Raw genomic sequence first — 13,162 nt, 5'->3', positions numbered from 1 at the left:
CTCCGTTCCGGAACCTCAATGCCCGGATAAGGCATAAAGGGAATCATCGGTGTCGTTGTGCGATGCGATGGATTGAGGCGACCGAAGGACTTTGGTGCGAGCGCGTTGCAGACAGCGTTCACGACATCTGCTCAAGATCGGACTTGAGTGCGACCATGAAGCGGGCGGCTTCACCGCCCGTCACGACGCGATGGTCAAAGGTGAGCGACAGCGGCAGCATCCGTCTTACGGCAGGCTGTCCCCGATGCGGGACGACGCCCGGAAAAATCCGTCCGGCTCCAATGATGGCCGTCTGGGGCGGCACGACGATCAGATTTGCGAACCGGCCGCCGATCATTCCAAAGTTCGATAAGGTAATCGTCGCGCCACGCAGCTCTTCAGGCGGTATCGAGCGCGCGATGGCATCAGCCCGCAACCGGTCAAGTCCCATCCGCAATTCCGATACGCTGCGCCCTGCGACGTTGCGCAACACAGGAACAATCAGGCCGCCCTCGGTATCCACGGCAATGCCGAGATCGACACGCGCCATGAGGCGCCGTTCTCCTGCGCCGGGATTGTACCAGGCATTGAGCGCGGGCTCTGCCGTGCAGGCGGCAGCAATGGCCCGCACCAGACGGATCGTCACGTCCTCGCCCGTCGGCCAATCGTCGATGTCGGCTTCATCGGTCACCGAGGCGGGAACAACTTGCGCATGGGCTGTTGCCATGCGCTGGGCCATGGCACGCCGCGTGCCTCGCAGGGGCTCGGCGCAGCCGCCTTCGGACACAACCTTTGCAGCCCGCTCGACATCGGCCCGTGTGACGGTGCCGCCAGGTCCCGTGGGCACCACGCTCTCAAGATCGACGTCGAGCTTGCGCGCGAGTGCACGGACAGCCGGAAACACCTGCGGTGCGGTCGAGGGCCCGGAAGGCATTCCTGCAGAGGGCACGTTTTCGCCGCTACCTAGCTCGCCAACAATGGTGCCGGTGTCCTGTTCGGCGCCCTCGGCAAATTCGACGAGCGGCGCGCCGACCTTGACGATATCGCCCTTGGCGCCAAACACGCGCGCGATGCGCCCGCTCGACGGAGACGGTATCTCAACCACCGCCTTGTCTGTCTCGACGGAAACGAGCGGTTGATCGGTGACGACGTGATCGCCCTCGCCAACGTACCAGCTCACGATCTCCGCCTCCTCGAGGCCTTCTCCGAGATCCGGCAACGTGAACTGGCGCATGGGCCCAAGTCCGATAAAATCCGGTCCGTCGACATCTAGCTGAACTGGCAGACCTTGCGGGCGGCAGTCATGATGCGTTCGACCGAAGGCATGTAGTATTGCTCCAGGCGCGCCATTGGAACGACCGTGTCGTAGCCTGTGACGCGGGTCACAGGCGCAAGCAGCGAGGACAGGCGGCGCTCGGCAATTGTCGCGGCTATCTCGGCGCCAAATCCGCCGGTCCGTGCTGCCTCGTGCACGATGACACAACGGCCGGTCTTGGCGACCGAACCGAGCACGGTGTCTTCGTCGTAGGGCTTGAGCGTGGCGAGATCGATGACGTCCGCCGCGATGCCTTCGGCCGACAGCGCCTCTGCCGCAGCCATGGTTTCCTTCAACATGGCTCCCCAGCTAATCAGCGTGAGATCGCGACCTTCCCTCAGGACAAAAGCGGCATCCAGCGGCAAGGCTTCGCCATTGTCCTCCACCTCGCCTTTGGCCGCACGGTACAGGCGCGTCGGCTCCAGAAACACAACGGGATCGGGATCGCGGATGGCGGCGAGCAACAATCCATAGGCACGTTCGGGCGAGGAAGGCATGACGACGCGCAAACCGGGAATATGGGCGAGCATTGCCTCGGTGCTTTCGGAATGATGCTCGGGCGCGCGGATGCCGGCGCCGTGCGGCGTGCGCAGAACCATGGGACAGGTGAGCCGTCCCTGGGTCCGATTGCGCAATCGGGACGCATGGTTCACGAGCTGATCCAGGCAGGGATAGATGAACCCCATGAACTGGATCTCGCCGACCGGTTTCAGTCCCTGCGCGGCCATGCCGACGCAGAGCCCAGAGATCAGGAGTTCGGCAAGCGGCGTATCGAGGACCCGCTCCGCCCCAAAGCGCTTCTGCAAGCCTGCGGTTGCGCGGAAGACGCCGCCGTTGGCGCCAACGTCCTCGCCAAGCACGACCACGTCAGGATCAACCTCCATCGCCCGAGCGAGAGCCAGGTTGATGGCTTCGACCAACGTTACCTCAGGCATCGTGCTCTCCCGCAAGTTCGCGGCGTTGCGCGGCATAGGCCTCAGGCAGATCAGCAAAGAGATGATCGAATATGGTTTCGGGACGGCGCGGCACTGTCGCCAGGTAGCGTTCGGCCGCCGCCTCGACGCGCGCATGGCATTCGGCGGCGAGCCGCTCCTCGTCCGCCTTGCTCCACATTTTCTGGGCGACGAGATAGGTCCTCAGCCGCGCAATCGGCTCTTCCTTCCAATGCGCCTGGACCTCCTCGGCCGGGCGATAGCGCGCCGCGTCATCGGATGTCGTGTGGTCGCCGAGCCGGTACGTGACCGCCTCGATGAACCGGGGTCCGTTGCCATCTCGCGCAGCGGCAACGGCCTCCTCAGCAGCGGCCCGCATCGCCACCACGTCACTGCCGTCGACCTGCTCACCGATGAAGCCTGCGGCGATTGCCTTCTGTGCCAGCGTTTCGCAAGCGGTCTGCAGTCGCAACGGTACCGATATGGCCCATTGATTGTTTGCGACGACGAAGACGAGCGGCAGTTTGTGCACGCCGGCAAAATTCATCGCCTCGTAAACGTCGCCTTTCGAGGTGGCCCCATCGCCGAACAGGCACACGGCGACGCGCGGTTCCTTGCGCAGCTTGAGGGCGTAGGCGACACCAGCGGCATGTGGCGCCTGGGATCCGACGGGAACACAGAACGGGAAGTCATGGACAGGTCCAGAGAACTGGTTGCCGCGTTCGTCGCCGCCCCAAAACAGGAGGATCTCCTCCAGCTTGACGCCACGCCAGAGCAGCGCACCGTTGTCGCGATAGGAGGGCAACAGAACGTCCTCCTCACGCATCGCGCTTGCGATCCCGACCGACACAGCCTCCTGGCCGAGCGAAACGGCATAAGTCCCAAGCCGGCCCGTGCGCTGCAACGCAACAGCCTTCCGGTCAAACAGGCGCAGCAGCACCATCGACCGGTAAAGCTCAATCAGCAGCTTGGAATCGGAGGCGAAAGAAGGAAGCGGTCGCTGGATCGAACCATCTGGCGCGAGGTAATTGCGGTGACGCACCTCGAAGCGCGCGATGACGGGGAGATCCTGGTTTACCCTTCGGCTGGCCACGCCCTCACTCCCGGAGCGATTGTGCCATCTACAACTCATTTAGTTGGCGTTTGTGCCAAGACAGCGCAATAGCCCAGGAGGATTAGCTCTGGTGCGCCTGATCGTTGCTGCACCGCCGCTTTGGTGACGATCGATCGACACGATCGTGGAAAGGACGCGGCAACGGGGGTATAGGAGAGCATGGCAAATGGTCAGGTTGTCCTGGTTACAACTGAGCCGTTAGGCGGCGGCGCGCCCGTTCGCTCGGTTTTCTTTGTCGCCGAAGGAGATCCGGCAAGAGCCGCAGCAATCATCGCTACCATGATGGCTCCGAATGAACGGGTCGAAGCGTTCGGAGCGCTTCCCGAAGCAGCCGTCAAAGCACTCGGGTTGAAACCCGGTGACTTCACGCACGGGTGATGACGACGCGGAAGCAGACTCGCTCCGACTCCCCTCGTCTATCGAGGAGCGCTAAGCCGTCGCGCGCTGCCGTTCGACGAGCGCCTCGCCGAACGCCTCGAATATCTTCCGGTTGATCGGATTGCGCTGCGGGTCGTATTCGGCATGCCATTGCACGCCGAGCGCAAAGGTCGGAGCCTCAGCGATGCGGATCGCCTCGATGGTACCGTCTTCGGCAACGCCTTCGATCATGACGCGCTTGCCCGGCTCCAAAATGCCCTGGCCGTGCAGCGAATTGACACGGATCTTCTCGCAGCCGAGGATTTTGGCAAAGGCACCGCCCGGCGTGAGGTCGACCTCGTGGCGGTCTGCGAACACCACGGTCGGATCGGGATGGATCTCGCCGTTCTCCAGCCGCGGCATGCGGTGGTTCATGCGGCCGGGCAGCTCGCGGATCTCAGGATGCAGCGAGCCGCCGAAGGCGACGTTCATCTCCTGCAGGCCCCGGCAGATGCCGAACAGCGGGATGCCGCGGGCGACGCAGGCGAGCGAGAGCGCCAGCGCCACCTCGTCGCGGTGAATGTCGTAGGGCTCGTGCTTCTCGCAGGGGTCGACGTTGAAGCGCGTTGGGTGGACGTTGGCGCGGGCGCCGGTGAGGATGACGCCGTCCACGGTATCGAGCAGCGCACTGATATCGGTGATGTCCGGCGAGCCCGCAAACATCAGCGGCAAGCCGCCGGAGACCTCGGCAATCGCGCGCAAATTGCGCTCACCGACCATCTGGACCTGAAATCGATTCTCGACGCGATGGGCATTCCCGATCACGCCGACGACCGGCTTTCTCATCTCCCGTTCCGACCTCCCCGCCGAAGAAGATTCTCTAAACATGCCCATCGGATGGAACAAATTCAACCGAGGAGACTGCGGGACGGCAATGCTATTTTCGCGTAAATGTCCCGCCCGACGGCAATCGAGGCCTTGGACACCCCTGCCGCCGGGCTGGGCGCGTCATCGCGGGACATCGCGACCACCATCCCCGCTCCGGCCAGCGTCCAACCGGCATCGGCGCCGGCTTGATCCCCGGCCGGATTTCGCGAAAGGTGCGTGCTGCCTTCTGACAAGGAAACGATGTGACCATGCCCGCAGACGAGCGTTCCCGGACCCGAAGCGATCTGGCCTGGGCGATTACGGTCGGCGGCATCGGCGTCGTGCTGTTCACCGCGTCGCTCATCTTCACCTGGTATTTTGCCGCGACGCTGCTTCTGATCTTCACCGGCATGCTGCTTGGCGTCGGCCTCAACGCGCTGACCAACGCGCTCGGCCGGCGTGTTCATTGGCCACATCCGGCCCGGCTCGCGATCGTCTGCGTGGCGCTTGCCGTGATGCTCGCCGGGGTTGCCTATCTCGGCGGCGCGACCATCGCCGAACAGGCCTCGGCCCTCAGCAACACCATCAAGTCGCAGATCACGCATGTCCGGTCCTTCCTCGAGAACCACGGCATCGACACCAGCTTCTTCGACATCGGCAATGCGACGTCCACCGCCGCCAACGCGGCGTCGGAGGCGCCGCCTGCCCCAAGCGCGGCCCCGCACGGCCAGTTGCCGGGCGCAGGCGCCCTCGCCTCCAGCGGCGGGGCGATCGTGAGCCAGACCTTCAAGCTGCTGCTCGGCACCATCAGTGCCGTCGGCAACATCTTCATCGTGCTGTTCCTGGGGCTGGCCTTCGCCGCCCAGCCCAGCCTCTATCACGATGGCCTGCTGTTCCTCGCGCCGGCCAGGCATCGCGCTCGTGCCGCCCTCATCGTCGACCGCATCAGCGAGACGCTGGAGCGCTGGCTGATCGCGCAGATCATCGTCATGATCGCAGTCGGCGTCGTCACCTGGATCGGGCTCGCCATCATTGGCATCCCCGGCTCGTTCATCCTCGGCATTCAGGCCGGCCTGCTCGCCTTCATCCCGACGGTTGGCGCCATCATTGCCGGCGTCGTCGTCGTGCTGGCGAGTCTCGCCTCGGGCTGGATCCCGGCGCTATCGGCGCTGCTGCTGTTCCTCGGCGTGCACGCGATGGAGAGCTATGTGCTGACGCCGATCCTCCAGCGCCAGGCGCTGGACATTCCGCCGGCCACGCTGTTCGCGTTCCAGATCCTGCTCGGCGTGGTCTTCGGAATCTGGGGCCTCGCGCTGGCGCTACCGCTGGTCGCCATCGCCAAGGTGATGATCGATCACTTCAAGACCTATGAGACCACGGCGTCCGCCCACGCCGAAGCGGCGTGAGGCCGCTCAGGTCGTCAGCACGGTCTCGGTGTGCTCGACCTCCGGGGGCGCAACAAAGTACTGCCCGACCAGGCCGCGCCATTCGGTGAAATTCTCCGAGCCGCGGAAATCGACGGTGTGATTTTCCAGCGTCGCCCACTTCACCATCAGCCGGTAGCGCTGCGGCTTCTCGATCGACTTGTGCAGCTCGAAGCCGTGAAAGCCCTTGGCGCGGCCGAACGCGGCCTTGGCCTTGGCGACTGCAGCCTCGAAATCCTTCTCGCTGCCCGGCTTGACGTCGATTTGCGCGATCTCGGTGACCATCGGTTTCCACCCTTCTTGTTTGATGGGCCTGTCTACCGCAGCCGGCGACAAAGAAAAAGGCGCCGAAACGGCGCCCTCCTGACCGGAAAATGCAGCGCTCTCAGGCGAACAGGAGGACGGTGCCTGTCACGATGAGCGCGCAACCGGCGAACAGCGCGAGCGGCCAGTAGTTGCGGCTCTGGGTATAGCGCCCCTGCGCGCGGCGCTCGCTGATGACGGCGGTCTCGTATTCGTCGGCGGTGGAGAACAGACAGGCGAAACCGCCACGTGCCGAGGCCGCAGCGGCTTCGAGTGACATCAGGGCGGCCTGCGGATTCTGTCGACGGATCGATTCCATGACCGCAATGGTAGGGATCGAATGGTAAACAGAGGATTACCGCAGAACCTCCCGCGCTTCAGGCCGTGGCCGGCTGCGTCCGCGGCACACCGACGCGCGCTGCGCTCTGGCGCCGCCAGTTCTCCAGCGACAGCGGCAGCTCCTCCGCAGCCTCGACGCGGTTACGGCCGCCGCGCTTGGCCTGATAGAGCGCCGTGTCGGCGGCCGCCAGCAGCACTTCGAGCTCGGTGCCGGCCGGACCGCCGGCAACGCCGATGCTGACGGTGGTGTCGACCGGCCCCTCCTCGACCACGACGCCGGAGGACTCGAACGCCTCGCGCACGCGCTCGGCGACCAGCACGCCCTCCTCCAGCGAGCACGGCAATAGCGCGGCGAACTCCTCGCCGCCGATGCGGCCCGAGAGATCCGAGATGCGCAGATTGCTGATGACGACGGTCGAGAACAGTTTCAGCATCTCGTCGCCGGCGGGATGGCCGAAGCGGTCATTGATCGACTTGAAGTGGTCGATGTCGAAGATCATCACGGTCACCGGGCGTCCGCCCTTGGCCTCACGTTCGATCACCCGCCCGCACGCCTCGGAGAAGCCGCGGCGGTTGAGCATGCCGGTCAGGGGATCGGTGGAGGCTGCGGTCCTGTGCGCAGTGACCGTGCGCTCCGACACCAGCATGAAGATCACGAACACGGTGCCGACGGCATAGAGCACGAGCTCGACCGCGAACACGGTGACCCAGATGCTGGCCGAGAAGCTCGCATCGTGCGGGCGCAGGAAGCCGCCGATCAGGATCGGCAGCATCAGCACGCAGCCATGCACCACCGGCACCACGAAGGCCGGCCAACGCCGTTGCAGGCTCTTGCGCCGCTCGACCCAGAGCTCGCTTGCGGTCAGCGCAGCATAGACCGAGACGATGCCGGCGCCGATCACCATGCGCAGCGTGGACGCGGCGGGATCGAGCAGCGTGACCGCCGCGACCCAGGCCAGCGCGCCGAGCAGCAGGCCCGGCCAGTTCGGCTTGCGGCCATGGAAAACGCGCGCAGCGTTCCACACCATGCCGCAGGCGACAAAGCCGACCGCATTTAACGCGAGATAGACTTGCGGACCGACCTTGTCGCCAGCCGCCGTCCACAGCGCCACCGAGGCCGCACCGAGCAGATATGCCGTGCCCCACCATTTCAGCGCGGGGCTGTTCTCCTGCTTGCCGAAAAACACCATCATCGCGCCGAGCAGTGCGGCAACCATGGTGGCGACCAAATAGAGCGTGATGCTATCGAGCGACATCATGTCGGCCCCCTTCAAAACATAGCAGTTGCGCGATCGGCCCAGCCGACTTGCGCGCCCTTCCAGATGCGACGCTATGTCCCGCGAGTTCCATTCAGGTTTTCATCCAGGGCCAAGTTTTCGCGAAAGACTCCATGAATTTGCGTACAAACGAACAACAAAAAGGGCGCTGAAATCAGCGCCCTTTTGCATCTCATTGAAGCCGCTTTCGCGACGAATGTTACCGAAGCGATTAACGCTTGGAGAACTGGAAGGACCGGCGGGCCTTGGCCTTGCCGTACTTCTTGCGCTCGACCACGCGGGAGTCACGGGTGAGGAAGCCGCCCTTCTTGAGCACGGTGCGCAGCTCCGGCTCGAAATAGGTGAGCGCCTTGGAGATGCCATGACGGACGGCGCCGGCCTGGCCGGACAGACCGCCGCCGGCGACGGTGCAGATCACGTCGTACTGGCCGGCACGCGCGGCCGCAACGAAGGGCTGCTGGATCATCATGCGCAGCACGGGACGAGCGAAATAGACCTCGACCTCACGCGAGTTGACCATGACCTTGCCAGCACCCGGCTTGATCCACACGCGGGCGACCGCGTCCTTGCGCTTGCCGGTGGCATAGGCGCGGTTGAGCTTGTCGACCTTCTTCTCGTGCTTCGGCGCATCGGGCGCGGCCGTCTTGAGTTGCGCGAGCTGGTCGAGCGACTGGATGGATTCGGCCATGTTATGCGGCCCTCGTGTTCTTGCGGTTCAACTTGGCGATGTCGATCTTTTCGGGCTGCTGCGCCTCGTGCGGATGATCGGCCCCGCCATAGACACGGAGGTTGCCCATCTGGACGCGACCGAGCGGACCACGCGGGATCATGCGCTCGACGGCTTTCTCGAGCACGCGCTCGGGATGACGGCCCTCGAGGATCTGGCGCGCGGTGCGCTCCTTGACGTGGCCGACATAACCGGTGTGCTTGTAGTAGGTCTTCTGCTCACGCTTGCGGCCGGTGAGGACCGCATGCTGGGCGTTGATGATGATGACGTTGTCGCCGCAATCAACGTGCGGGGTGTAGGTCGGGAGGTGCTTGCCGCGGAGCCGCATGGCGACGATGGTGGCGAGACGGCCGACGACCAGACCCTTGGCGTCGATCAGCACCCACTTCTTCGTCACCTCGGCCGGCTTTGCCGAAAAGGTTTTCATGTCAGAATTTCCGTGGAGGGAGACATCGGCGCGAACACCGCACCGGACTGCGCGGCTTTCTAGAGAAGCGACGCGCAACGGTCAATGCCCGGCAACGGAAATTAGATAAGTAGATTCAATAGTTTAAAAATATGGTATTTTGATACCCGCGAAAAGCTCAAATATTTGGAATGGAATAGGTCGACGTGACGTGCGCAATCGGATCGGGTGAGGTCCCAGACAACAGGTTCACCTCGCCCACCGCCAGGCGCTTGCCGAGCTTGAGCAGCCGGGCTTCGGCGAGCACGTCCTGCCCCGGCTGGCCTTTGCGAAGGAAGTTGATGTTGAGATTGGTGGTGACCGCGAGCCCGACCGGGCCGATGGCGGACAGCAGCACCACATACATGGCGAAATCGGCAAGCGCCATCAGCGTCGGGCCCGACACGGTTCCACCTGGCCGCAGCATCCTTTCGCTGTAGCGCTGGCGCAGGAGGCAGGTCTGGCCGTCCGCGCTTTCGATCGTGATGTCGTCGCCGCTGAACGCCTGGGGAAACTCGTCGCGAAGAAACCGTTCGACCTCCGCCACGCTCATTTTCGCCGATGCCATGCTGTTCCCACCCTCGCTTCACTTCGCCTGTTACATTAAGTTATCTGCATCATCCAACTGGAATATCCGATGTCCGTCCAGCCCGCCCGCCCCCCTTCGCCGGAACCGCCGATTCTCTTGCGCGAGATCGTCGACACCGTTGCCGTGCTCACGCTGAACCGCCCCGCTGCGCGCAACAGCCTCTCGGAGGCGATGATTGGACAGCTGCATGCGAGCCTCAACGCAATCGCGGAGGACAAGCGCATCCGTGCGGCCGTCATCGCAGCCAATGGCCCCGCATTCTCTGCCGGCCACGACATGAAAGAGCTCACCGCGCGCCGCACCGATCCGGATCGTGGCCGCGCCTATTTTGCGCAGATCATGAACGCCTGTAGCGCGATGATGCAGGCGGTGGTGCGTCTGCCCAAGCCTGTGGTCGCTGCCGTGCAGGGCATCGCAACCGCGGCCGGCTGCCAGCTCGTCGCCAGCTGCGATCTCGCGATCGCCTCCGAAGCGGCCAGCTTCGCCACGCCCGGCGTCGACATCGGCCTGTTCTGCTCGACGCCGATGGTGGCGCTGTCGCGCAACGTGCCGCGCAAGCAGGCGATGGAGATGCTGCTGACGGGCGAGCCGATCCCGGCCGCGCGCGCCCGCGAGATCGGCCTCGTCAATCGCGTGGTCGCTGCGGGTACCGAGCGCGATGCCGCGATCGCGCTGGCGCAGCAGGTCGCGCTGAAATCCGCACACACCGTCAAGCTCGGCAAGGAGGCGTTCTACCGCCAGGCCGAGATGAGCCTTGCCGAGGCCTATCGCTATGCGGCACAGGTGATGACCGAGAACATGATGGCGCGCGACGCCGAGGAAGGTATCGGCGCGTTCATCGAGAAGCGCGCGCCGAAATGGCGGGATGAATGAAATCGTCATTGCGAGCCAACGAGTCCGCGCGAAGCGCGCCCCGGTCTACAGGCTTCGCGAAGCAATCCAGGAATCCTACCGAGTAAACTAGACTGGATTGCTTCGTCGCTTCGCTCCTCGCAATGACAAGGAAAAAGACGAGATATGAACCACGACGCCTATCCCGACAATTACATCCGCGCCATCCTCAATAGCGTGAAGTCGATCGCGATGGTCGGCGCCTCGCCGGTCAATGTGCGGCCGAGCTACTTCGCGTTCAAATATCTGGCCCAGCGCGGCTACGACATGATCCCGGTCAATCCCGGCCATGTCGGCAAGGAGCTGCTCGGCAAGCCGTTCGTCGCCTCGCTGCGTGATCTCGGCCGCCCCGTCGACATGATCGACATCTTCCGCAACTCTAGCCACATCATGCCCGTGGTCGAGGAAGCGCTGACGCTCGATCCGCTGCCGAAGGTGATCTGGATGCAGCTCGGGGCGCGTGACGATGCGGCCGCGGAGAAGGCCGAGGCCGCCGGCATCAAGGTGGTGATGAACCGCTGCCCCAAGATCGAATATGGCCGCCTGTCATCGGAGATCTCCTGGATGGGCGTCAACTCGCGTACGCTGAGCTCCAAGCGTCCGCCGGCACCGACGCAGGGCATGCGGCTATCCCTCAATCGGATGAGCGTCGGCGGCGGCGACACCGCCGCATCGGATCGTGCCGCCAAAAACAAGAGCGAGCAAAGCTGACGCACGCGCGAAGCATTCATTTCGCGAACGCGACAATGCGTAGCAAGTTCATCCTGATGTGACGCCCTGCCTTGACGGCAGGCGCGGCGCCGATCAGCATGCCGCGCGATTTCAGACCACAAGAAACAGGACGCCACGAATGAGCGATCGCCTTCCGGGATTTTCAACCCTCGCCGTGCATGCCGGTGCACAGCCCGATCCCACCACCGGTGCGCGCGCGACCCCGATTTATCAAACGACTTCTTTCGTCTTCAACGACGCCGACCACGCCGCCTCGCTGTTCGGGTTGCAGGCGTTCGGCAACATCTATACCCGCATCGGCAATCCCACCAATGCCGTGCTCGAGGAGCGCGTCGCCGCGCTCGAAGGCGGCACGGCGGCGCTCGCGGTGTCTTCGGGCCATGCCGCGCAGGTCGTGGTATTGCAGCAATTGCTCCAGCCCGGCGACGAATTCATCGCCGCGCGAAAACTCTATGGCGGCTCGATCAACCAGTTCACGCATGCGTTCAAGAGCTTTGGTTGGAACGTGGTGTGGGCCGATCCCGACGACATCGCAAGCTTTGAGCGCGCGGTCACCCCGCGCACCAAGGCGATCTTCATCGAGTCCATCGCCAATCCCGGCGGCAGCATCACCGATATCGAGGCGATCTCGACGGTGGCGCGCAAGGCGGGCGTGCCGCTGATCGTCGACAACACGCTGGCCTCGCCCTATCTGATCCGCCCGATCGACCACGGCGCCGACATCGTCGTGCACTCGCTGACGAAGTTTCTCGGCGGTCACGGCAATTCGCTCGGCGGCATCATCGTCGATGCCGGCACCTTCGACTGGTCCACGGGCGGCAAATATCCGATGCTGTCGGAGCCGCGGCCCGAATATCACGGCATCCGCCTGCAGGAGACCTTTGGCAATTTCGCCTTCGCGATCGCCTGCCGGGTACTTGGCCTGCGCGACCTTGGACCGGCGCTGTCGCCCTTCAACGCATTCATGATCCTCACCGGCATCGAGACGCTGCCGCTGCGCATGCAGAAGCACTGCGACAATGCGAAAGCGATCGCCGAATTCCTCTCCGGCCATCCGGCGGTGGCCTCGGTGAGCTATGCGGGTCTGGCGAACGACAAGTACAACCAGCTCGCACGCAAATACGCGCCGAAGGGCGCAGGTGCCGTGTTCACCTTCAGCCTCAAGGGCGGCTATGACGCCGGCGTCAGCCTGGTGTCGAAGCTGCAACTGTTCTCGCACCTTGCGAATGTCGGCGACACCCGCTCGCTCGTCATCCACCCCGCCTCGACCACGCACAGCCAGCTCGACGACGCCGCCAAGACGAAGTCCGGCGCCGGCCCCGACGTGGTGCGGCTCTCGGTCGGCATCGAGGACAAGGAAGACTTGATTGCTGACTTGGAGCAGGCGCTGAGCGCGTAACATCCAGCGTCATTTCCGGGGCGCGCGCAAGCGCGACCTCGGAATGCGGAGCCAGTTAACAGTTCTTAACCATATCTGCCGCATACATAGTCGCTGGATTGCCCCCTTTGATTCGGAGCCGACGATGCTGCGCTGGATGGTACCCGCCCTTGCGGCGATGCTGACGGTTTCGAGCGTCAGTGCAGCCGATCTCGCCGCCACACCGAGGCGGCGGGCCGTCGCGCCGCCACCACCGCCGCAGGTCTATGTCGAGACCGATCCGGATGCGCTGATCTCGCCGGCCTATGGCGTCGGCAGCTACATCCGCAACCTGCCGGGCACGCCGCTGCTGCCGGGCTCGAGCACCCTGCCGGGTTATTACGGCCGCCCCTGGGACTACGACTATCAGGGCGCGTATTACGGCGGACCGCAGGTCGATTATTTCTGGCGACTGCCCTACGCCTGCGGCATCTACGGCTATTGTTAGCCGGGC

The 13,162-nt window shown here is 64.2% G+C and carries 16 protein-coding genes; 6 read left to right on the top strand and 10 right to left on the bottom strand.

The genetic code is table 11. The features are described 5' to 3' along the window. Positions 1–118: 118 nt before the first annotated feature. Genes K289_RS0105470 through pdhA form a run of 3 tightly spaced genes read right to left on the bottom strand, consistent with a single transcriptional unit; the run spans position 119 to position 3,319 of the window. Entirely contained in the window at positions 119–1,213 is a 1,095-nt protein-coding gene (locus K289_RS0105470) for a dihydrolipoamide acetyltransferase family protein (RefSeq protein ID WP_027550574.1), read from the bottom strand. Positions 1,214–1,248: 35 nt separating this feature from the next. Further along, positions 1,249–2,229 carry an alpha-ketoacid dehydrogenase subunit beta gene (locus tag K289_RS0105465; RefSeq protein ID WP_027550573.1) on the bottom strand — a complete coding sequence of 327 codons (981 nt, stop codon included), beginning with the start codon at positions 2,227–2,229 and terminating at the stop codon, positions 1,249–1,251. Then, positions 2,222–3,319: a pyruvate dehydrogenase (acetyl-transferring) E1 component subunit alpha gene (gene pdhA / locus K289_RS0105460; protein WP_084788554.1), complete on the bottom strand. Its 1,098-nt coding sequence runs from the start codon at positions 3,317–3,319 to the stop codon at positions 2,222–2,224. Before pdhA ends, K289_RS0105465 begins: the two co-directional genes overlap by 8 nt. 180 nt (positions 3,320–3,499) lie before the next feature. Between pdhA and K289_RS48445 the strand changes: the two genes are divergently transcribed. Further along, positions 3,500–3,718: a hypothetical protein gene (locus K289_RS48445; RefSeq protein ID WP_084788553.1), complete on the top strand. Its 219-nt coding sequence runs from the start codon at positions 3,500–3,502 to the stop codon at positions 3,716–3,718. Positions 3,719–3,769: 51 nt separating this feature from the next. Here K289_RS48445 and K289_RS0105455 read toward each other — a convergent pair whose 3' ends face one another. Further along, positions 3,770–4,543: a gamma-glutamyl-gamma-aminobutyrate hydrolase family protein gene (locus K289_RS0105455; RefSeq protein ID WP_027550571.1), complete on the bottom strand. Its 774-nt coding sequence runs from the start codon at positions 4,541–4,543 to the stop codon at positions 3,770–3,772. A gap of 284 nt (positions 4,544–4,827) precedes the next feature. Here K289_RS0105455 and K289_RS0105450 point away from each other — a divergent pair, with 284 nt between their 5' ends. Then, positions 4,828–5,970, top strand: a complete 1,143-nt coding sequence (locus K289_RS0105450) for an AI-2E family transporter (RefSeq protein ID WP_027550570.1) — start codon at positions 4,828–4,830, stop codon at positions 5,968–5,970. Between the two features lie 6 nt (positions 5,971–5,976). Here K289_RS0105450 and K289_RS0105445 read toward each other — a convergent pair whose 3' ends face one another. From K289_RS0105445 to K289_RS0105420, 6 genes are all read right to left on the bottom strand, one after another. Further along, positions 5,977–6,273, bottom strand: coding sequence for an antibiotic biosynthesis monooxygenase (locus K289_RS0105445; RefSeq protein ID WP_027550569.1), 297 nt, complete (start codon positions 6,271–6,273; stop codon positions 5,977–5,979). Positions 6,274–6,373: 100 nt separating this feature from the next. Continuing rightward, entirely contained in the window at positions 6,374–6,610 is a 237-nt protein-coding gene (locus tag K289_RS0105440) for a hypothetical protein (RefSeq protein ID WP_027550568.1), read from the bottom strand. Between the two features lie 58 nt (positions 6,611–6,668). Beyond that, on the bottom strand, positions 6,669–7,889 hold the full coding sequence (locus tag K289_RS0105435) for a GGDEF domain-containing protein (RefSeq protein ID WP_027550567.1): 1,221 nt from the start codon (positions 7,887–7,889) through the stop codon (positions 6,669–6,671). A gap of 229 nt (positions 7,890–8,118) precedes the next feature. After that, complete coding sequence (gene rpsI, locus K289_RS0105430; RefSeq protein ID WP_027550566.1) at positions 8,119–8,595, bottom strand: 30S ribosomal protein S9; 477 nt, start codon at positions 8,593–8,595, stop codon at positions 8,119–8,121. A 1-nt stretch (position 8,596) separates the two neighbouring features. Next, positions 8,597–9,061 (bottom strand): 50S ribosomal protein L13, encoded by a 465-nt coding sequence (gene rplM / locus K289_RS0105425; RefSeq protein WP_018642440.1) that lies wholly within the window; start codon positions 9,059–9,061, stop codon positions 8,597–8,599. A 157-nt stretch (positions 9,062–9,218) separates the two neighbouring features. Continuing rightward, positions 9,219–9,647 (bottom strand): PaaI family thioesterase, encoded by a 429-nt coding sequence (locus K289_RS0105420; RefSeq protein ID WP_027550565.1) that lies wholly within the window; start codon positions 9,645–9,647, stop codon positions 9,219–9,221. Between the two features lie 69 nt (positions 9,648–9,716). Between K289_RS0105420 and K289_RS0105415 the strand changes: the two genes are divergently transcribed. From K289_RS0105415 to K289_RS0105395, 4 genes are all read left to right on the top strand, one after another. After that, positions 9,717–10,541, top strand: coding sequence for an enoyl-CoA hydratase (locus K289_RS0105415; protein ID WP_027550564.1), 825 nt, complete (start codon positions 9,717–9,719; stop codon positions 10,539–10,541). Between the two features lie 144 nt (positions 10,542–10,685). Next, on the top strand, positions 10,686–11,270 hold the full coding sequence (locus K289_RS0105410; protein WP_027550563.1) for a CoA-binding protein: 585 nt from the start codon (positions 10,686–10,688) through the stop codon (positions 11,268–11,270). 139 nt (positions 11,271–11,409) lie between these two features. After that, the gene (locus tag K289_RS0105400; RefSeq protein ID WP_027550562.1) at positions 11,410–12,690 is read left to right on the top strand and encodes an O-acetylhomoserine aminocarboxypropyltransferase; all 1,281 of its coding nucleotides are present in this window, start codon (positions 11,410–11,412) and stop codon (positions 12,688–12,690) included. Positions 12,691–12,814: 124 nt separating this feature from the next. Then, a complete protein-coding gene (locus K289_RS0105395) occupies positions 12,815–13,156 on the top strand; it encodes a hypothetical protein (RefSeq protein ID WP_027550561.1) in 342 nt (113 codons plus the stop codon). Positions 13,157–13,162 lie beyond the last annotated feature (6 nt).

This window comes from Bradyrhizobium sp. Cp5.3 (assembly GCF_000426265.1).
GTDB lineage: Bacteria > Pseudomonadota > Alphaproteobacteria > Rhizobiales > Xanthobacteraceae > Bradyrhizobium > Bradyrhizobium neotropicale.
The sequence above is the reverse complement of the archived record's forward strand: the minus strand, read 5'-3'. Positions and strand labels throughout refer to the sequence as shown.

Coding starts and splice junctions, on each gene's coding strand:
- K289_RS0105470 (WP_027550574.1), bottom strand. CDS start 1,213: ATGCGCCAGTTCACGTTGCCGGATCTCGGAGAAGGCCTCGAGGAGGCG.
- K289_RS0105465 (WP_027550573.1), bottom strand. CDS start 2,229: ATGCCTGAGGTAACGTTGGTCGAAGCCATCAACCTGGCTCTCGCTCGG.
- K289_RS48445 (WP_084788553.1), top strand. CDS start 3,500: ATGGCAAATGGTCAGGTTGTCCTGGTTACAACTGAGCCGTTAGGCGGC.
- K289_RS0105455 (WP_027550571.1), bottom strand. CDS start 4,543: ATGAGAAAGCCGGTCGTCGGCGTGATCGGGAATGCCCATCGCGTCGAG.
- K289_RS0105445 (WP_027550569.1), bottom strand. CDS start 6,273: ATGGTCACCGAGATCGCGCAAATCGACGTCAAGCCGGGCAGCGAGAAG.
- K289_RS0105440 (WP_027550568.1), bottom strand. CDS start 6,610: ATGGAATCGATCCGTCGACAGAATCCGCAGGCCGCCCTGATGTCACTC.
- K289_RS0105435 (WP_027550567.1), bottom strand. CDS start 7,889: ATGATGTCGCTCGATAGCATCACGCTCTATTTGGTCGCCACCATGGTT.
- rpsI (WP_027550566.1), bottom strand. CDS start 8,595: ATGGCCGAATCCATCCAGTCGCTCGACCAGCTCGCGCAACTCAAGACG.
- rplM (WP_018642440.1), bottom strand. CDS start 9,061: ATGAAAACCTTTTCGGCAAAGCCGGCCGAGGTGACGAAGAAGTGGGTG.
- K289_RS0105420 (WP_027550565.1), bottom strand. CDS start 9,647: ATGGCATCGGCGAAAATGAGCGTGGCGGAGGTCGAACGGTTTCTTCGC.
- K289_RS0105415 (WP_027550564.1), top strand. CDS start 9,717: ATGTCCGTCCAGCCCGCCCGCCCCCCTTCGCCGGAACCGCCGATTCTC.
- K289_RS0105410 (WP_027550563.1), top strand. CDS start 10,686: ATGAACCACGACGCCTATCCCGACAATTACATCCGCGCCATCCTCAAT.
- K289_RS0105400 (WP_027550562.1), top strand. CDS start 11,410: ATGAGCGATCGCCTTCCGGGATTTTCAACCCTCGCCGTGCATGCCGGT.
- K289_RS0105395 (WP_027550561.1), top strand. CDS start 12,815: ATGCTGCGCTGGATGGTACCCGCCCTTGCGGCGATGCTGACGGTTTCG.